Here is an 18,891-nt window from a genome sequence, read left to right on the forward strand (position 1 = left end):
CCGGCCTTGTACTCCGCCGTGAACTCCCGGCGCGGCCTGCGGGGCTTCCTCTGCTTTTCGTCAGTCGCGGACATCCCGTGCTCCTTCCATCACATCTCGGGTGTCCACGGAACCGGGCCAGGCTCACACCCTCCGCGTCGATTGCCAGGCCAGCGCGCCCCCGGGCCGCATGGGACGAAAACCTGTCCGACTGTCGGACAGGTTTTGAGGCAACCGGCCCCGGGCGGGCGCCTCTGTCCGTGCCCTACTTTGGTGTTCGCGCACGCATATCGTCGCGCCCCTGTCGGTTCGGTGCGGCCTCGAGCCCATGCGGAGAAATCCGTCCGACTGTCGGACAAGCAAACCGTCCTCGTCACCTGCCGGGTCGGCTCGGCATGGGGACTCATGCGGCGGAAACCGGTCCGACAGTCGGACAGGTTTTGAGGGAACCGGCCCCGGGCGGAGGCCTCAGTCCGCGCGCCAACCCTGGCGTCCGCGCACTCAGGACAGCGCGGCCCATCGCGGCGCTCCTTTGGGATCGAGAGTTCACGGAAGACCTCCGGTCTCGGGACTCTTTGACGAACCCGTGCCGGCCTGGCTGGTGCCTCGGTGCAGGACGCGCCTCCCCTCCCTCTGCGAGGATGGGAGACCATGCGACGACCTCCGGCTGGACTCCGGGTGCTGCTGACCGCGCTCTTGCTGGGCGGTGCTTCCCAGGGGGCTCCCCCTCCGAAAGCAGCGCCTCCCACGCCGGCTCTGGTGACGTGGCTCTATCAGGACCGGTTGACCCCGCCCTGGGAGGACCTGACATGGGCCGGGGCGCACTTGATGAGCGCCACCGTGGCTGGGGCGTCGGGCAGCCACGCCATCACCGTGATGATGGGGCCCTGGGAGGCGCTGTACTTCGGCCACCCGGGCTTCGACGTGTCACCGGATGACACGCTGGTGCTGAAGGTGAATGGCGGGAAGGGTGGCGCGAACGCGGCGGTGCGCGCCCGCGTCGTCATCGGCTCCGAGCAACCCGTGGGCGTGCCGCTGGGCCCTGCTTGCGAGGGCGGCGCCATCCCGGCCCGGAAGTGGACGACCTGCCGCGTGCCAATGGCGAAGCTGCTGCCCGAAGGCCGCACGCGCATCACCGGCCTGTGGCTCCAGGAGGACAGTGGCAGGACGCTGCCGCCCCTCTCCTTCGACGACATCGGCATCGAGCAGGGTCTCCGGCCAGTGACCCTCACGATGGAGACGCCCGCGGTCTTCCTGGCTCCGGGCGCCACGCACGCCTTCCGCGCCACCGTGACGAACAGCTCGGACACGGAGGTGGCCTGGAGCGTGGAGCCTGGAAACGAGCGGGGCTCCATCAGCGCCGCCGGCATCTACACCGCTCCTCGCAAGCCGGGCACGTACCGGGTGATGGTCCGGAGCAAGGCGGACCCGAGCCAGGTCGCCCAGGCCAGCGTGGTGGTGAGTGCATCCCCGGCCGTGAAGGGTCCGCCGGGCCAGGGTGGCAAGTGGGTATCGGGTTACTACACGGGCTGGAACGCGGATGACTATCCGCCGGAGAAGGTGGACTTCAGCGCGCTCACGCACATCCTCGTGGGCCGCGTCACTCCGAAGGCGGACGGCACGCTGAGCACGAAGTTCGACAACGACCGGGGGCCGGAGATCGCCCGCACGCTGTCGAAGCGCGCGCATGCCGCAGGCCGCAAGGCGCTCATCATGGTGGGCGGATCCGGTGAGCACGACGGCTGGGTGGGCGCCGCGTCCGACGCGAACCGCGCGAAGTTCGTCCGCTCGCTGCTGAAGGCGATGGACGACTTCGGCTACGACGGGCTGGACCTGGACTGGGAGCCCGTGGAGAAGGAGGACCGTCCGAAGCTGCTGGCCCTGGTGAAGGCCCTGCGCGAGGCACGGCCGAAGATGCTTCTCACCTTCCCCCTCCACTGGATCAACACCAACTTCCCCACTGACGCCGACCCCTGGTTCGCGGAGCTGGCGACGCACTTCGACCAGATGAACCTGATGTCCTACGAGATGATTGGCGCGTGGGATGGCTGGAAGTCCTGGCACACGTCCGCGCTGAAGGGCGAACAGGGCCTGCACCCCACGTCCATCGCGTCCAGCCTGGACCTGTGGGTGAAGGCCGGTATCCCCAAGGCGAAGCTGGGCATCGGCATCCCCTTCTATGGCCTCGCGTGGCGCCACATCACCGGGCCCTACCAGCCCTTCACGAACTGGTCCGACTACGTGGGCGGGGACAACTCGTTCACCTACAAGAAGATCCTCCGCTTTTCGAAGCAGGGGAAGTACCAGTGGGATGAGAAGGCCCATGCCAGCTACGTGACGTTCGCTCCGGACAAGCTCGTGGAGGACGGCACGGTGACGTGGATCTCCTACGACAGCCAGCAGGCCATCGCCGCCAAGGGCGCCTTCGTGAGGCAGGAGGGCTACGGCGGCACCATCATCTGGACGCTCAACCAGGGCTGCACGGACGCGGAGACCGGCGCCAACCCGCTGCTGGACGCGGTGAAGGCGGCCTTCCTCCCGTAAAGGCGAGGAAGGCTCAGTCCCGCGGACGCGTCAGCCCAGCGTGACACGGGCGTTGCGGAACATGCGCATCCAGGGGCCGTCCTCGCCCCACTCCGGCGGGTGCCAGGAGTGCTGCACGGTGCGGTGCACGCGCTCCGGGTGCGGCATGGTGATGGTGAAGCGCCCGTCCTTCGTGGTGACGCCCGCGATGCCGTGCGGCGAGCCGTTGGGGTTGGCCGGGTACTTCGCCGCCACCTGGCCCCGGTTGTCCACCCAGCGCGTCGTCACCAGGTTGGAGGCGTTGAAGCGCGCGGCGGCATCCGCGTTGGCGAACTCCGCCCGCCCCTCGCCATGGGACACGACGATGAGCATCCGGCTGCCCTCCATGCCCTTGTAGAAGAGCGACGGCGACGGCGCGATTTCAACAGTGCCCAGTCGGGCCTCGAACTGCTCGGAGGAGTTGCGCACGAAGCGGGGCCAGCCTTCCGCACCGGGGATGAGCTCGCGCAGCTGCGCGAACATCTGGCAGCCGTTGCACGCCCCCAGGCCGAAGCTGTCCGGCCGCGCGAAGAACTCCGAGAAGACGTCGCGCGTGCGCGGGTTGAAGAGGATGGACTTGGCCCACCCGCCGCCCGCGCCCAGCACGTCGCCGTAGCTGAAGCCGCCGCACGCCATCACGCCGTGGAAGTCCTTCAGCGACACGCGGCCCGACAGCAGGTCGCTCATGTGCACGTCCACCGCGGCGAAGCCCGCGCGGGTGAACGCCGCCGCCATCTCCTGCTGGCTGTTGACGCCCTGCTCGCGCAGCACCGCCACGCGCGGCCGAGCCCCCTTGGCGATGTACGGCGCCGCCACGTCCACGGCCGGGTCGAACGTGAGCTTGGGCGACAGGCCCGGGTCTTGCGCGTCGCACTTCGCGGCGTACTCCTCCTCCGCGCAGGTGGGGTTGTCGCGCAGCTTCTGGATTTCGTAGCTCACGCGCGACCAGGTGCGCTTGAGCGCCACCGTCTCCTCCGCGAGCAGTTCCTTGCCGCCGTGCCGCACGCGCACGACCTGCTGGGACGTGGGGCGCCCCAGTTCGTGGACGTGCGCACCCAGGCCGTGGCGAGTGAAGGCATCCCGCACGCGAGCCACGTCGGACGCGCGCACCTGCACCACCGCGCCCAGCTCCTCGTTGAAGAGGGCCGCCACCGCGTCGCCGCTCAGCGGGGCCAGGTCCACGTCCAGGCCGCAGTGGCCCGCGAAGGCCATCTCCGCGAGCGTGGCCCAGAGGCCGCCGTCGGAGCGGTCGTGGTACGCGAGCAGCACGCCCGCCGCATGGAGTTCCTGCACCGCGGCGAAGAAGCCCTTCAGCGCCGCCGCGTCGTCCACGTCCGGGCACTCCGGGCCCACCTGCTGGTGCACCTGCGCCAGCACGGACGCGCCCAGCCGCTGCCGGCCCTTGGCCACGTCCAGCAGCAACAGGCGCGTGTCACCCGCCACCTCCACCGGCTGCGGCGTCAGCGTGACGCGCGCGTCCAGCACCGGCGCGAACGCGGTGATGATGAGCGACAGGGGCGCCGTCACCGCCTTCTGCTGGCCGTCCTCATGCCACTGCGTGCGCATGGACATGGAGTCCTTGCCCACCGGGATGGCGATGCCCAGCGAGGGGCACAGCTCCATGCCCACCGCGTGCACGGCGGCGTAGAGGTTCGCGTCCTCGCCGGGGCTGCCCGCCGCCGCCATCCAGTTCGCTGACAGCTTCACGTCCGACAGCTTCCCGATGCGCGCCGCCGCCAGGTTGGTGAGCGCCTCACCCACCGCCATGCGCGCGGAGGCCGCCGCGTCCACCAGCGCCACCGGCGTGCGCTCGCCAAGCGCCATGGCCTCGCCCGTGTTGGACATCAGCGACGCCAGCGTCACCGCGCAGTCCGCCACCGGCACCTGCCACGGACCCACCATCTGGTCGCGCGCGGTGTGGCCGCCCACGGAGCGGTCGCCAATGGTGATGAGGAACGACTTGTCCGCCACCGTCGGGTGCGACAGCACCGCGTGCGCCGCGGCCTTCAAGTCGGACGGGATGCTCAATGGAGCGTGCGTCAGGGGGCGCGACGCGAACTCGCGGTGCATGCGCGGCGCCTTGCCGAAGAGGACGTCCATGGGCAGCGCGATGGGCGTGTCCCCCAGCTCGCGGTCCGTGAGCGTGAGCACCTGCTCCGCCGTGGCCTCGCCCAGCACGGCGAAGGGGGCGCGCTCGCGCTCGCACAGCGCGGCGAAGCGCGCCAGGTCCTCCGGCGCCACGCCCAGCACGTAGCGCTCCTGCGCCTCGTTGCACCAGATTTCCACCGGGGACATGCCCGGCTCGTCGTTGGGCACCTCCCGCAGCTCCAGCCGGCCGCCCAGGTCGTTGTCGTGCGCCAGCTCCGGCAGCGCGTTGGACAGGCCGCCCGCGCCCACGTCGTGGATGGAGCGCAGGGGGTTCGCATCGCCCAGCATCCAGCACTGGTCGATGACCTCCTGGCAGCGGCGCTCCATCTCCGCGTTGTCCCGCTGCACGGAGGCGAAATCGAGGTCCGCCGCGCTCGCGCCCTGAGCCATGGAGGACGCCGCGCCGCCGCCCAGACCGATGAGCATCGCCGGGCCGCCCAGCACGATGAGCTTGTCGCCCGCGCGCAACAGGGCCTTCTTCACGTGGCCCGCGCGGATGTTGCCCAGGCCGCCCGCCAGCATGATGGGCTTGTGGTAGCCGCGCACCTCCACGCCCTCCGGCGTGGGCACCTGCTGCTCGAAGCTGCGAAAGTAGCCGGTGAGGTTGGGCCGGCCGAACTCGTTGTTGAACGCGGCGCCGCCCAGCGGGCCGTCCACCATGATGTCCAGCGCGGACACGATGCGGTCCGGCTTGCCGTAGGCCAGCTCCCACGGCCGCGCGTAGTCCGGCAGGCGCAGGTGGCTGACGGAGAAGCCGGTGAGCCCCGCCTTGGGCTTCGCGCCGCGCCCGGTGGCGCCCTCGTCGCGGATTTCGCCGCCCGCGCCCGTGGCCGCGCCCGGGTACGGCGAGATGGCGGTGGGATGGTTGTGCGTCTCCACCTTCACCATGATGTGGGCCGGCTCGCGCACGGTACCCCACTCGCGCCCTTCGCCCTGGGGGAAGAAGCGCTCCACCTCGAAGCCCTCGATGACGGCGGCGTTGTCCTTGTACGCGGACAGCACGCCGTCCGGGCTCTGGGCGTAGGTGTTCTTGATGGCCTGGAACAGCGAGCGCTCGCGCGGCTCGCCATCCACCGTCCACGACGCGTTGAAGATTTTGTGGCGGCAATGCTCGCTGTTCGCCTGCGCGAACATCATCAACTCCACGTCGGTGGGGTTGCGCTTCAGCTCCGTGAAGCGCGCCACCAGGTAGTCGATTTCGTCCTCCGCCAGCGCCAGGCCCAGCTCGCCGTTGGCCTTCGCCAGCGCCGCGCGGCCTCCGCCCAGCACGTCCACGCGCGTGAGCGGCCGGGGCGAGTCCGTGCGGAAGAGCACCTCCGCGTCCTCCAGTCGGGGCAGCACCGCCTGCGTCATCCGGTCGTGCAGCACCGCCAGCACGCCCTCCGCCTCGTTCGCGTCCAGCGGCCGGCCACCGGGGCCGGTGAGGAAGAACGCGATGCCGCGCTCCATGCGGCGCACCTGCGTGAGGCCACAGTGGTGCGCGATGTCCGTCGCCTTGGAGGCCCAGGGCGACACCGTGCCCGGACGCGGCACCACCAGGAGCAGCGTGCCCGTGCGCTCGCGCTTCGCCGTGTGGGGGCCGTACTCCAGCAGGCGCCCCAGTCGCTCCGCCTCGTCCTGCGTCAGCGGCGCCGACGTGTCCGCGAAGTGCACGAACTCCGAATAGAGGGTGGCCACCGACGGCACCCGCTCCCGGCAACGGACGAGCAGCTTGGCGAGCCTGAATTCGGAGAGGGCCGGAGCCCCGCGCAGCGTGAGCATGAAGGTCCTTGCGAACGGGTGACGGGAGGTAACAGCGGGGCCGTCCTTATCACCGCGCCTCGCGTCACAACGTCCGGAGTTCGTGCCAGGACGCCCGCACAGCACCCAGGTGGGTGAACCACCGCCGACGTGGGCGCTCCTCCGGCCTCAGCCTCCTTTCCAACACTCCCAGTCATCCAGGAATTCACATACCAGTCAGTGCTCCATGCTTTGCTCGCAAGGCTTTACAGACTCGTTTCGTCACACTGGGGGCATGTCATGACGCGAAAGAACCGCTGGCTCCTCGCCGGACTGACGTTCACGCTGTCCGCATGTGGTGCGGGAGGTCCTGACGCCGAGGCGCCTGCCGCTCCTTCTGAAACCCGCCTGGGAGACCTGAAGTCAGCGCTGGGAGCGTTGCCCGGCGCGGAGGTGCGCGGGGTGCATGCGGACGGCGTGCCCCAGTTCATCCAGGGCGCGCTGGGTACGACGGGCCGGCCCGTCTCCGGCGCCAGCGCCTGGCAGGCACACGCGCTCCTGGAGCCCACCCTGCTGCGCGTGCTGCCCGCCTTCCGGCTGACGGCGAAGGACGTGGTGCCCAAGCGCATCCACACGGACGAGTTGGGCAACACGCACCTGCGCTACACGCAGACCAAGGGCGGGCTCCCGGTGGTGAACGAGGAGCTCATCGTCCACCTGGATGCGCGGGGCCAGGTGTACGCGGTGAACGGCACCGCGCGTGACGGCGAGCCCGAGCCGGCCCCCGCTCGCATCGCGCCAGAGGCCGCGAGCGAGGCAGCGCTGGCGGAGTCCCCCCCGGGCAGCAGCGCGGGAGCGCCCCGCGAAGTCTTTGTCCGGCCAGACCCGGACGCGTCCCTGGTCCGCGCCTTCGAGGTGTTGGTGTCCGGACAGGACGCGGACGGCATGCCCCTGCGCGACCGCGTCTACGTGAGCGCGGCGGACGGCCAGGAGGTGCTGCGCACGCCGGAGATCCACGCCGCGCGCAACCGCCAGGTGTGCTCGGTGGGCGGAACCAACAGCGGCACGTGCCGGAGTGAAGGCCAGGTGGCCACCGGCGACACGGCCATCGACAAGACGTACGACAACCTGGGCCTCTTCTACGACTGCTTCCAGGCGAACTTCGGCCGCGATTCGTATAACGGCTCGGGAGGCCAGTTGCTGGCGCAGGTGCATTACGGCATCAGCTACGTGAACGCGTACTTCGACGGCACGAAGTTGGTCTGCGGTGACGGCAGCCTGCCCCAGATGGGGCAGCCGTGCGAGGACCCGGACATCGTCGTGCACGAGTTCATGCACGGCGTCACCGAGACCACGTCCGACCTCATCTACAGCGGCGAGTCCGGCGCGCTCAGCGAGTCCCTGTCGGACATCTACGCCGCCACCTGCGGCAGCTGGGCCTCGGGCACCTGGAGCACCGCGACGCCCGTGTGGCACATCGCGGAGACGGCCTGGACCCCCGGCACGTCCGGGGATGCCCTGCGCTACATGAACGACCCCGCGGCGGATGGATACTCCGTGGACTACGCCCCGGACCTGAGCAGCGGCACGGACGTGCACTACGGCTCCGGCGTGGCCAACCTGGCGTTCAAGCTGATGGCCACCGGCGGCGTGCACCCGCGAGGCAAGTCGCTGGTGAACGTGCCGGCTATCGGCGTGGAGGCCGCGGCCAAAATCTTCTGGTACGCCAACATGAACCTCTTCACCCGCAACACCAACCTCTACGCGGCCAGGTTGGCGACGCGGGTGGCGGCGCAGAGCCTGGGCTACAACACCGCCGTCCAGGATGCGGTGGATGCAGCCTGGAACGCGGTGGGCGTGGGCGTCACGACGACGCCCTCGTGTATTCCGCTGCCCAACAACACCACGGTGTCGCTCATCTCCGGCAACGCCTCGTCGCAGAAGTACTACTGCTTCGACGTGCCCGCGAACACGCCCTCCACGGTGAGCATCTCCAGCGGCACCGGGGACGTGGACCTCTACACGCGCTTCGACCTGGCGCCCACGGCGCAGATCTACGACTGCCGTCCCTACCTCACGGGCAACAACGAGACGTGCAACCTGGTGGCGCGGCCCATCGCCGGCCGGCAGTACATCCTGCTCCGGGGATACACCGCCTACAGCGGCGTGAGCCTCTCCGTGGCTTACTGAAGCACCGGGCGCTTCCCCTCACCGCGGACTTGCGGTGAGGGTGGGTGCCCAGGGGGCTGGCCTCCTCGCGGGCCCTGGGCGAAGAATGCGCGCCCGGGGCCTGTTCAGGTCCCGGCAAGGACGGAGGGCCATGAGGGACGAGCGCGTCATCTTCAGCAGCAGCATCGACAGCCTGTACCGCAAGGTGCTGGCGCCCTCCCTGACGCCCGAGCTGGTGGACCGGCTGCGCGCGCGGGGGATGAACCTGCACGCCCCGCTGCTCGCCGCGTACCCGCTGGCCGTCTGGGTGGATTGCCTGGAGGACACGGCCCGCACGCTCCACCCCGACCAGCCGGTGGAGCAGGGCCGGCGCCTGATGGGCCGGCGGATGGTGGAGGGCTACGCGCAGACGCTGGTGGGCGGCGCGGTCCTCACGCTGGCCCGCGTGGTGGGGCCCATGCGCTCGCTGGAGCGCATGCAGCACAACTTCCGCAGCGGCAACAACTACACGGAGACGCGCCTCACCGTGCTGGGCCCCGCCCAGGCGGACCTCTGGTTCAACGAACCGGAGGCCCTGGAGGGCTTCGTGGACGGCGTGCTGGAAGAAGGGATGTTGCGCGTGGGAGTCCAGGGCTTCACCCTGCACCGCACCCGCCACTCGCCCGATTCCGCCACCTATCACCTGGAGTGGGCCGACCGGTCCTCCTGACACCCTGCCTTCATGTCTTCCATCCTCTCGACGCTGCCCGCCCTCTACCAGGACCTCCTGCCGGCCTTCTTCCGCAAGGACGCGCCCACGGAAGAGAAGGCCACCTGCTCCAACTGCGCCATGAGCCGCGCCTCCGCGCAGGCCACGGTGGAGTCCGTGGACGGGGCGGAGCACCTGTTCCGGCCGGACACCAAGTGCTGCACGTATCAGCCGCGGCTGCCCAACTACCTCGTGGGCGCGCTCCTGTCGGATGACTCGCCGCAGATGGCGGAGGGGCGCCGGCGCATCGAGGCGAAAATCGACAGCCGCATCGGCGTGAGCCCGCAGTGGGTGAAGCCGCCCGCGAAGTTCAACCACCTGTACAAGAACGCGCACCAGTTCTTCGGCCGCGCGTCGTCGCTGCGCTGCCCGTACTACGCGCTGGAGTCCGGCGGCTGCACCATCTGGGCGTACCGCGAGTCCGTCTGCTCCACGTTCTTCTGCAAGTACGTGGCGGGCCGGGACGGCCAGCGCTTCTGGATGTCGCTCAAGACGTACCTGACGCTGGCGGAGTTCCAGCTGTCACGCCACGCGCTGCTCCAGTTGATGCCGGAGTTCCTCCTGGACGGCCGCGACAAGGCGGAGGTGGCCACCGGCCCGCTGTCCGTGGAGGACCTGGACGACGCGGCGCCCCCGGCGAAGGTGTACGCCGCGCTCTGGAAGGGGTACGCCGGGATGGAGAAGGACTTCTACCGCGCCTGCTACGACGCCGTGCGCGCCGTGTCCCGGGACGGGCTGGAGCGGATGCTGGGCCTGGACGGCACCATCGAACAGAAGGTGCTGGAGAAGCTGTACACCCAGGCCTCCGCGCCCACGCTGCCGCGCGTGCTGCGCTTCAACCCGGACGCGACGGTGAAGTGGCTGCCGGACGGCAGCGTCGCGCTGGGCTTCTACAGCGAATACGACGCGGTGGCGCTGCCCGGTGAGGCCTACTCGCTGCTGGTGGAGTTCACCGGCCAGAAGCCCGTGGACGCCGTCCGCCAGCACCTGCGCGACCACAAGCAGGCGGACCTGGATCCAGACATCCTCCTGGAGCTGCACCGGCACCGCATCCTCATCGAGCCTTGAGAGGGCCGCGCTTCAGGGCTGGCCCGCGAAGGCGCCCACGTCGTGAAGCCAGCGAGCGACCTTCTGGGTGCGCTCCCACGCGGGCTCCGCGGCGACCAGGTGCTCCGCCAGCCACGCGCTGAAGGCCGGGTCTCCCGCGCGCAGCCACGCGGCGGACTCGGCCAGCTCATGGGCGGCGGCCTCCCAGGCGCGGCGCACGGCGCTGGCCACGGCCATCAGCTCCGCGATGCAGCGGGTGAACACCTCCATGCCCACGGTGACTTCGTTGGCGCTGTCGCCGCAGGACAGGGCCAGCGCGCGCAGGTGGCCCAGGTCCTTGAGCAGCCCCTGCTCCAGCGCGGCGGCGGTGCCCAGCCGGGCCTGGGCGGCGCGCTGGAGCAACTCCACGTCCTCGCAGAGCTGGCGCCAGGCCGCGTCGTCCCCCGCGGGGAAGCCACCCCGGCGGCGCAGGCGCACGCCCACGGCCTGCCACAGGTTGCAGAAGACGAGCACCTCCTCGACGCTGCGGCGCACGTGGGGCGGGATGTGGTCCAGGAAGTCCACCACGGACGCGCGGGCCTCGCGGATGAACGCGTCGCCCCGGGGCGTGGCCTCCACCACGCCGCGCGCGAGTTGGAGCACGCGCCAGGCCCACTGCAGGGCGCGCTCGGAGGTGGTGAAGAGCACCTCGATGCCGGTGCCCAGGGCGCCCGCGGCGTAGCTGGTGTCGGCGGTCGTCGGAGAGGGGACGGAGGGCGTCCCCTCGACTTCGGCGCGCACGTCGGGCGAGCGGGAAGCCGGCGGCCCCGCGTCCTCGCTGTCGGTGACGGTCCCGGGCCCGTGCGGCCCCGGCACCGTGTGCTCGCGCGCCATGTGCTTCTTCGCCCTCGTTCGCCGGTGGAAGTGCCCTCCTTCCGAATATCGCACGCCCCCTGAAAGCCTCCAGGCCTGGATGCGGGGACGTGTGATGCACCACAAGGCGCCCACCCCCTCAGTCTGGATGGGCACCTCGGGATGTCCGGCACCGCGCAACCCCTACGCTCAGTGCAGGGTCGGGTTGTGCTTCAAGCGGCTGAGCCGGTCATGCGTCTGCTTCTGGGCCGGCAGCAGCTGCTGACGCGCGAAGCTGCGCGCCTCGCCGTGGAGCTTGCCCACGTCGCGGTTGTAGTCCGCCAGGCCATGGTCCTCGCCCTGCTCCAGGGCGTCGATGGCGGCCTTCTCACCCAACAGGTCCGCTCCGCCCTGGACCACCTTGGCGAAGACGCCCCAGACGCCGGAGCTCTCCGCCGGATTGCCGCCCAGCTTCTGGATGCGCTCCTTGATGGCGTCGACGCGGGCCTCGTGGTCATGGAGGCAGGCGTCCACCTCCGTGCGAGCCAGGTCGCTCTTGATGTGCTTGCTCGCCTGCCGATAGGTCTCCACGGCGGAGAGCTCACCGCGCAGGAAGGAGTTCAGCGTCTCGATGTCGGTATTGGCCATGACGTCATCTCCTTGGTTCCGGTGAACGGGAATCGACTGGCGCAAAGGTGGTGCGCCTCCCCGGCCCGGCAACGAGCGCCGGCCTCCTCGCCTCCACGGCAGGCGTCCGGAGAAGCTCCACCGGGATGGCGGCCGTGGCAGACTCACCGGCGGCATGTGGAACTGGGTTCACCAGCTGGCGGAGTGGGCACGCGAGGACACGCCGTTCGCCGTCGTGACGGTGACGGAGTGCAAGGGCAGCACGCCCGCGCCCCCTGGCGCGAAGCTGCTGGTGCGCGCGGACGGCACCTTCCACGGCACCATCGGCGGCGGCCACCTGGAGCAGTTGGTCCTCCAGGACGCCCGCGCGTGCCTGGCCAGGGGCGAGGCGCGCACGTTCCGTTATCCGCTGGGCGCGAAGCTGGGCCAGTGCTGTGGAGGAGTCGTGGACGTCTTCGTCGAGCCCGTCAACCACGGGCCCCAGCTGTACCTCTTCGGCGCCGGCCACGTGGGACAGGCGCTGTGCCGCATCCTGGAGGGCACCCCCTTTCGCGTGCACCTGGTGGACGAGCGCGCCGAGTGGGTCCAGTCCCCGCAGGTGCCCGCTGGCGTGGTGCGCCACGAGGAGGCCTGGGACGACTTCGCGTCGCGCGCGGTCTGGGACGAGCAGCGCACCTACGTGGCGGTGATGACGCACCGGCACGACGTGGATCAGGACATCATCGCCTTCGCCATCCAGAAGCCGGCCCGCTATATCGGGCTCATTGGCAGTGACACGAAGTGGGCCCGCTTCCGGCAGAGGCTGGAGGCGAAGGGGATGCCCGCCCGGCAGGTGGGCCGCGTCCAGTGCCCCATGGGGCTGCCCACCGGGGGAAAGTCACCGCAAGAAGTGGCCGTGAGCATCGCCGCCGGGCTGCTCCAGCTCCACCATGGACTGGCTTCGGGCCTGGCCCAGGAAGCAGGCGCTCAGCCAGCGCCCGCGCCCCTGCTATCCTCGGGGGAATGAGCACCCCCTTCGAATTCCGGCTCAACGGCCAGACGGTCCAGGTCGACGACGCGTCGCCCAACACCACCCTGCTGGATTACCTGCGTGCGCGCGGACTGACGGGCACGAAGCAGGGCTGCGCCGAGGGCGACTGCGGCGCGTGCACCGTGGCCATGGTGGACCGGGGCGTGAGCGGCCAGAAGACGCTGCGCGCGTTCAACAGCTGCATCGCGCTGTTGCCCATGGCGGCCGGGCGCGAGCTCGTCACCGTGGAGGGCGTGGGCAGCCGCGCCGCGCCCCACCCCGTGCAGCAGGCCATGGTGAAGCACTACGGCTCGCAGTGCGGCTTCTGCACGCCGGGCTTCGTCGTCTCCATGGTGGAGGCGTACTGTCGCAAGGACGCGGGCTCTCCGGAGGCCATCGCGGATCAGCTCTGCGGCAACATCTGCCGCTGTACCGGCTACCGCCCCATCCGCGACGCGATGGTGGACGCGCTCGCCACCCGCGACGCGAAGGGCGCGGGCCCCGGGCTTCCCGGCGTCTCGCTGGAGGGGCCGCCCTCCCCCACCCCGCCCCTGCGCTACGAGGCGCGCGACGGCCTGTTCCTGCGCCCCACCACGTGGGAGGACCTGCTCGCGCTGCGAGCCCTGCACCCGGAGGCGATGCTCGTGGCCGGCGCCACCGAGCTGGGCGTGGACATCACCAAGAAGTCCCGCCGCTACCCGTTCCTCATCTCGACGGAAGGCGTGGAGGCCCTGCGCGCCATCCGCCGCGAGGAGGACGGCTGGTACGTGGGCGGCGCCGCGTCGCTGGTGGACGTGGAGGACGCGCTGGGCCACGAGGTGCCGGAGCTGGCGAAGATGCTCAACGTCTTCGCCTCGCGGCAGATCCGCCACCGCGCCACGCTCGCGGGCAACCTGGTGACGGCCTCGCCCATCGGGGACACGGCGCCGGTGCTGCTCGCGCTGGACGCCCGGCTGGTGCTCGCGTCCGTGCGCGGCGAGCGGACGGTGGCGCTGTCGGACTTCTTCCTCGCCTACCGCAAGACGGCGCTCCAGCCGGACGAGGTGGTCCGCTTCGTCGTCATCCCCCACGCCCCGGCGAAGGACAGCGGGCTGACCCGGCACTCGGACAGCTTCAAGGTGTCCAAGCGCCGCGAGCTGGACATCAGCATCGTCGCGGCGGGCTTCTGCATCGAAACGGACGCGCTGGGCCTCGTGCGCACCGCGCGCCTGGGCTACGGCGGCGTCGCGGCCACCCCGGCGCGGGCGAAGCAGACGGAGGCCCAGCTCGTGGGCCACCCGTGGAACGCGGAGGCCGTGGCCCGCGTGCGCGCCACGCTGGAGCGCGAGTTCACGCCCCTCACGGACCTGCGAGGCAGCGCGGAGTACCGGCGCGGGCTGGTGGTGTCCCTGCTGGAGAAGTTCGCGTCCGGCGAGCGCAGCGCCGCGCTGGACGGACGCCCCCGCTTCGCCCCGGGCGCGCCTGTCGCCACGGCGGACGCGGGCCGAGAGCTGCGCCATGAGAGCGCGCTGGGCCACGTGACGGGCAGCGCGCAGTACGTGGATGACCTCGCGCAACGCCAGCCCATGCTGACGGTGTGGCCGGTGCTGTCGCCGCACGCGCACGCGCGCATCCTCCGCCGCGACGCCAGCGCCGCGCTGAAGGTGCCCGGCGTGGTGAAGGTGCTGCTCGCGGAGGACATCCCGGGCATGAACGACACGGGCCCCATCCGCCATGACGAGCCGCTGCTCGCGAAGGACGAGGTGCTCTTCCACGCGCAGGTGGTGGCGCTCGTCGTCGGCGAGACGCCCGAGGCCTGCCGCGAGGGCGCGCGCCAGGTGGTGGTGGACTACGAGCCCCTGCCCGCCGTGCTCACGCTGACCGAGGCCCTGAAGCAAGGCAGCTTCCACACCGACCCGCACATCATCCGCCGGGGCGACGTGGACAGCGCGCTCGCCTCCAGCCCGAACCGGCTGGCCGGAGAGCTGACGATGGGCGGCCAGGAGCACTTCTACCTGGAGACGCACGCGGCCTTCGCGGAGGTGGGCGACGACGGCGACGTCACGGTGACGTCCTCCACGCAGCACCCATCCGAAGTGCAGGCCATCATCTCGCACGTGCTGCACATGCCACGCAGCCGCGTGGTGGTGAAGGCGCCGCGCATGGGCGGCGGCTTCGGCGGCAAGGAGACGCAAGGCAACGCGCCCGCCGCGCTGGTGGCGCTGGCGGCGGTGCACACGGGCCGGCCGGTGAAGTGGATGCTGGACCGCGACCTGGACATGGTCGTCACGGGCAAGCGCCATCCGTTCCACGCGGCCTGGGAGGTGGGCTTCGACGCCACGGGCCGGCTGCTCGCGCTCAAGGCGGACCTCACGTCCAACGGCGGCTGGTCCCTGGACCTGTCCGAGTCCATCACCGACCGCGCCCTCTTCCACCTGGACAACGGCTACTTCGTGCCGTCGGTGCGCTACACCGGCCGCGTGGCGAAGACGCACCTGGTCTCCAACACGGCGTTCCGAGGCTTTGGCGGTCCGCAGGGCATGCTGGTGATGGAGGACATCCTGGCGCGCATCGCGGCCGCCCTGGGCCTGGCCCCGGAGGCCGTGCGCCAGCGCAACCTCTACGACGGCGTGGGCGACACCAACACCACGCACTACGGCCAGGAGCTGGAGGACAACCGGCTGCCGAAGCTGTGGAACGACCTGATGGAGTCGTCCGACTTCGCGAAGCGCCGCGCGGAACTGGAGGCCTTCAACGCATCCAGCCCCCGCATCAAGCGCGGACTGGCCATCACGCCGATGAAGTTCGGCATCTCCTTCACCGCCACCTTCCTCAACCAGGCGGGCGCGCTGGTGCATGTGTACCGCGACGGCTCCGTGCTGCTGTCGCACGGCGGCACGGAGATGGGCCAGGGGTTGCACACCAAGATCCAGGGCGTGGCCATGCGCGAACTGGGCCTGCCCGCGGACCTGGTGCGCGTGGCGCACACGGCGACGGACAAGGTGCCCAACACGTCCGCGACGGCGGCCTCCAGCGGCTCCGACCTCAACGGCGCGGCGGTGCGCGAGGCCTGCATCCAGGTGCGCGAGCGGCTGGCTCCGGTGGCCGCCCGCATGCTGGTGCAGTTGCACGGGCAGGCGGTGTCTCCGGACGCGCTGGTGTTCGAGGACGGGCGCATCGCGGCGGCGTCGCGGCCGGACCAGGGGCTGCCCTTCGGGACCGTGGTGGAGGAGGCCTACCGCGACCGCGTGGGCCTGTCCGTCACGGGCTACTACCGCACGCCGGGCATCGGCTACGACCGGACCCTGGGCCGGGGCAAGCCGTTCCTCTACTTCGCCTACGGCGCGGCGGTGAGCGAGGTGGAGGTGGACGGCGACACGGGCATGAAACGCGTGCTGCGCTCGGACCTGCTGGAGGACGTGGGGGATTCGCTCAACCCCGGCCTGGACCGGGGTCAGGTGGAGGGCGCCTTCGTGCAGGGCATGGGCTGGCTCACCGGCGAGGAGCTGAAGTGGGACGCGAACGGGCGGCTGCTCACGCACTCCGCCAGCACCTACGCGGTGCCCGCGTTCAGCGACGCGCCCATCGACCTGCGCGTGGCCTTGATGGAGCGGGCCGAGCAGAAGGGCGTCATCCACGGCAGCAAGGCCGTGGGCGAGCCGCCGCTGATGCTGGCCCTGTCCGTGCGGGAGGCGCTGCGCGACGCGGTGGCCGCCTTCGGAGCGCCGGGCGGCGACGTGGACCTGCCCTCGCCCGCCACGCACGAGGCCCTCTTCCTGGCCATCCAGCGGCGCAAGGCGAGGGGCGCGGGGCTCCCGGTTCCGGACGAAACGCGCGAGGTGGCCTGAGCAGGGCGGCGGGTGCGGCAACATGCCACGGCAAGCTTTCCCAGCCAGTGCGTTAGACGGGGGCACCTTCCAAGGATGATTGCCATGCGCTCCCTGCTCCGCTCCCGCCTCCTCCTTCCGCTGGCCCTCGTGGGCGCGCTCGGCTGTGGGGACGACGAACCCCAGACGCCCGAGCTGCTGACGGTGAACCTGCCTGTCGTCGCCCGCGTGGGCACGCAGTCCTTCGAGTGCGGCAAGACGTACACGAACGTCGGGACGACGGGGACGACCTACGAGCCCATGGACTTCCGCGTGTATGTCCACAACGTGCGGCTGGTGACGCGGGACGGGAAGGACGTGCCCGTGACGCTGACCGAGGACGGCACGTGGCAGCACTCGGGCGTGGTGCTGCTGGACTTCGCGAACAAGGACGGTCTGTGCACGCAAGGCACGGCGGCGATGAACGCATCCATCAAGGGCACGGCACCCCAGGGTGACTACACGGGCCTGCGCTTCACGGTGGGCGTGCCGGAGGACGTGAACCACGGCGACCCCACGACGCTCGGTGCGCCGATGGATGATACGGGCCTGCACTGGAGCTGGCAGAGCGGCTTCATCTTCACGCGCATCGAAGGCCGCACGCAGGGCCTTCCCCAGCACGTCCTGCACCTGGGCAGCACGGCCTGCGCGCCGCCGCCCGAGGGCCAGACGCAGGGCACCGCCGGGTGCGCGAACAACAACCGTCCGGAGTTCCACCTGGACGGCTTCGACGTGACGAAGAACAAGGTGGTGATGGACCTGGGCACGCTCTTCGCGGGCGCCAACCTGGACGTGAACGCGCCTGGCACGGCCGCGGGCTGCATGTCGTCCCCCAACGACACGGACTGCGGTGCCCTCTTCCAGCCCCTGGGGCTGGCCTTCGGCGGCCAGGCGGCGAACCCGGCCGCGCAGACCTTCATCCGGGCCGAGTAGGAGAGGACGTCCGACGTGGCACGACGACAAGGACAGGCGTGGAAGGCCCTGGCGACGGTGGCGTTGCTGGCCGCGGGCTGCGCGGATCCCTCGGGTCCGACCGAGGAGCCCGTGCCCTACGACTGGAAGCTGCCAGCGGGCTTCCCCAAGCCGCGCGTGCCGGAGGACAACCCCATGTCGGAGGCGAAGGTCCAGCTGGGCCGGCGCCTCTTCTACGACAAGCGCCTGTCGTTGAACGGCACGCAGTCCTGTGGCTCCTGCCACGAGCAGGCCCGGGCCTTCACGGACGGGCGAGTGCACGCGGTGGGCAGCACGGGACAGGCGCACCGTCGCAACGGACAGGGGCTGGCGAACGTGGCGTACGCGACCAGCCTCACCTGGGCCAACTCCGCGCTCACCACGCTGGAGGCCCAGGCGCTGGTGCCGCTGTTCGGGCGGGAGCCGGTGGAGCTGGGCTTCGCGGATCAACAGGACGTGTTGCTGGAGCGGCTTCGCGAGGATCCGGACCTGACGGCCCGTTTCGCGGAGGCGTTCCCGAACGAGGCCACGCCGGTGTCGCTGGCCACGCTGACGCGGGCGTTGTCCGCGTTCGAGCGTTCGCTCATCTCCGGCACGTCGCCGTATGACCGCTATCTGTACGGCAAGGAGGTGGACGCGCTGAGTCCCGCGGCGAAGCGGGGCTTGCAGCTGTTCCTGTCCGAGCGCCTGGAGTGCGACCACTGCCACTCCGGCTTCAACTTCCAGGACGCGACCGTGCACGAGGCGACGAAGGAGCCGGTGCTGCCGTACCACAACACGGGGCTCTACAACGAAGACGGCCAGGGCGCGTATCCCGCCGGGGACACAGGCCTCTTCGAAATCACGTTCCGTCCGGATGACATGGGGCGCTTCAAAGCGCCGTCGCTGCGCAACGTGGCCGTCACCGGGCCGTACATGCACGACGGCAGCGTGGAGACGCTCTCCGACGTGTTGGACCACTACGCGGCGGGAGGCCGAGCACGGGCGGCGAACGGCGGACAACCGAGCCCCCTGCAGAGCGCCTTCGTGCGCGGCTTCGAGCTGACGCCCGAGGAGAAGGCGGACGTCATCGCGTTCCTGGAGTCGCTCACGGACACGGCGTTCCTGACCGACCCGCGCTTCGCGGATCCCGCCACCGTGCCGTGAGCCGGTATCGTCACGGGCTGTGATTCAGCCATGGCGATTCCTCGTGGGCTCCACCGTGCGGCGGTGGGCGTTGCTGACCTGCATGGCCCTGCTCATCGCGGGCTGTGCTT

11 protein-coding genes are annotated in these 18,891 nt (G+C 70.7%); 8 read left to right on the top strand and 3 right to left on the bottom strand.

Annotation, left to right across the window (positions count from 1 at the left end; all coding sequences use genetic code 11):
- Nucleotides 1-630: 630 nt before the first annotated feature.
- On the top strand, nucleotides 631-2,523 hold the full coding sequence (locus D7X99_RS06870; protein WP_121777045.1) for a glycoside hydrolase family 18 protein: 1,893 nt from the start codon (nucleotides 631-633) through the stop codon (nucleotides 2,521-2,523).
- 30 nt (nucleotides 2,524-2,553) lie between these two features.
- On the opposite strand, the gene purL is transcribed toward D7X99_RS06870, so the two are convergent.
- Complete coding sequence (gene purL / locus D7X99_RS06875; protein WP_121777046.1) at nucleotides 2,554-6,450, bottom strand: phosphoribosylformylglycinamidine synthase; 3,897 nt, start codon at nucleotides 6,448-6,450, stop codon at nucleotides 2,554-2,556.
- Between the two features lie 258 nt (nucleotides 6,451-6,708).
- Here purL and D7X99_RS06880 point away from each other — a divergent pair, with 258 nt between their 5' ends.
- From D7X99_RS06880 to D7X99_RS06890, 3 genes are all read left to right on the top strand, one after another.
- Nucleotides 6,709-8,598: a M4 family metallopeptidase gene (locus tag D7X99_RS06880; protein ID WP_121777047.1), complete on the top strand. Its 1,890-nt coding sequence runs from the start codon at nucleotides 6,709-6,711 to the stop codon at nucleotides 8,596-8,598.
- 130 nt (nucleotides 8,599-8,728) lie between these two features.
- A complete protein-coding gene (locus D7X99_RS06885; RefSeq protein ID WP_121777048.1) occupies nucleotides 8,729-9,286 on the top strand; it encodes a DUF2378 family protein in 558 nt (185 codons plus the stop codon).
- A gap of 12 nt (nucleotides 9,287-9,298) precedes the next feature.
- Nucleotides 9,299-10,393, top strand: a complete 1,095-nt coding sequence (locus D7X99_RS06890) for a hypothetical protein (RefSeq protein WP_121777049.1) — start codon at nucleotides 9,299-9,301, stop codon at nucleotides 10,391-10,393.
- Nucleotides 10,394-10,405: 12 nt separating this feature from the next.
- Here D7X99_RS06890 and D7X99_RS06895 read toward each other — a convergent pair whose 3' ends face one another.
- Both D7X99_RS06895 and D7X99_RS06900 read right to left on the bottom strand, forming a co-directional pair.
- Complete coding sequence (locus tag D7X99_RS06895) at nucleotides 10,406-11,245, bottom strand: hypothetical protein (protein ID WP_121777050.1); 840 nt, start codon at nucleotides 11,243-11,245, stop codon at nucleotides 10,406-10,408.
- 168 nt (nucleotides 11,246-11,413) lie between these two features.
- On the bottom strand, nucleotides 11,414-11,851 hold the full coding sequence (locus D7X99_RS06900) for a DUF2383 domain-containing protein (RefSeq protein WP_120597892.1): 438 nt from the start codon (nucleotides 11,849-11,851) through the stop codon (nucleotides 11,414-11,416).
- Nucleotides 11,852-12,005: 154 nt separating this feature from the next.
- Between D7X99_RS06900 and xdhC the strand changes: the two genes are divergently transcribed.
- From xdhC to D7X99_RS06920, 4 genes are all read left to right on the top strand, one after another.
- Nucleotides 12,006-12,836 (top strand): xanthine dehydrogenase accessory protein XdhC, encoded by an 831-nt coding sequence (xdhC, locus tag D7X99_RS06905; protein WP_121777051.1) that lies wholly within the window; start codon nucleotides 12,006-12,008, stop codon nucleotides 12,834-12,836.
- Nucleotides 12,833-16,666, top strand: coding sequence for a xanthine dehydrogenase molybdopterin binding subunit (xdhB, locus tag D7X99_RS06910; protein ID WP_121777052.1), 3,834 nt, complete (start codon nucleotides 12,833-12,835; stop codon nucleotides 16,664-16,666). Before xdhC ends, xdhB begins: the two co-directional genes overlap by 4 nt.
- Before the next feature lie 84 nt (nucleotides 16,667-16,750).
- Complete coding sequence (locus D7X99_RS06915) at nucleotides 16,751-17,617, top strand: MbnP family copper-binding protein (RefSeq protein WP_121777053.1); 867 nt, start codon at nucleotides 16,751-16,753, stop codon at nucleotides 17,615-17,617.
- Nucleotides 17,618-17,632: 15 nt separating this feature from the next.
- Nucleotides 17,633-18,781 carry a methanobactin export MATE transporter MbnM gene (locus tag D7X99_RS06920; protein WP_121777054.1) on the top strand — a complete coding sequence of 383 codons (1,149 nt, stop codon included), beginning with the start codon at nucleotides 17,633-17,635 and terminating at the stop codon, nucleotides 18,779-18,781.
- Nucleotides 18,782-18,891: the final 110 nt, after the last annotated feature.

The organism is Corallococcus sp. AB032C, from assembly GCF_003668935.1.
Lineage (GTDB): Bacteria > Myxococcota > Myxococcia > Myxococcales > Myxococcaceae > Corallococcus > Corallococcus exiguus.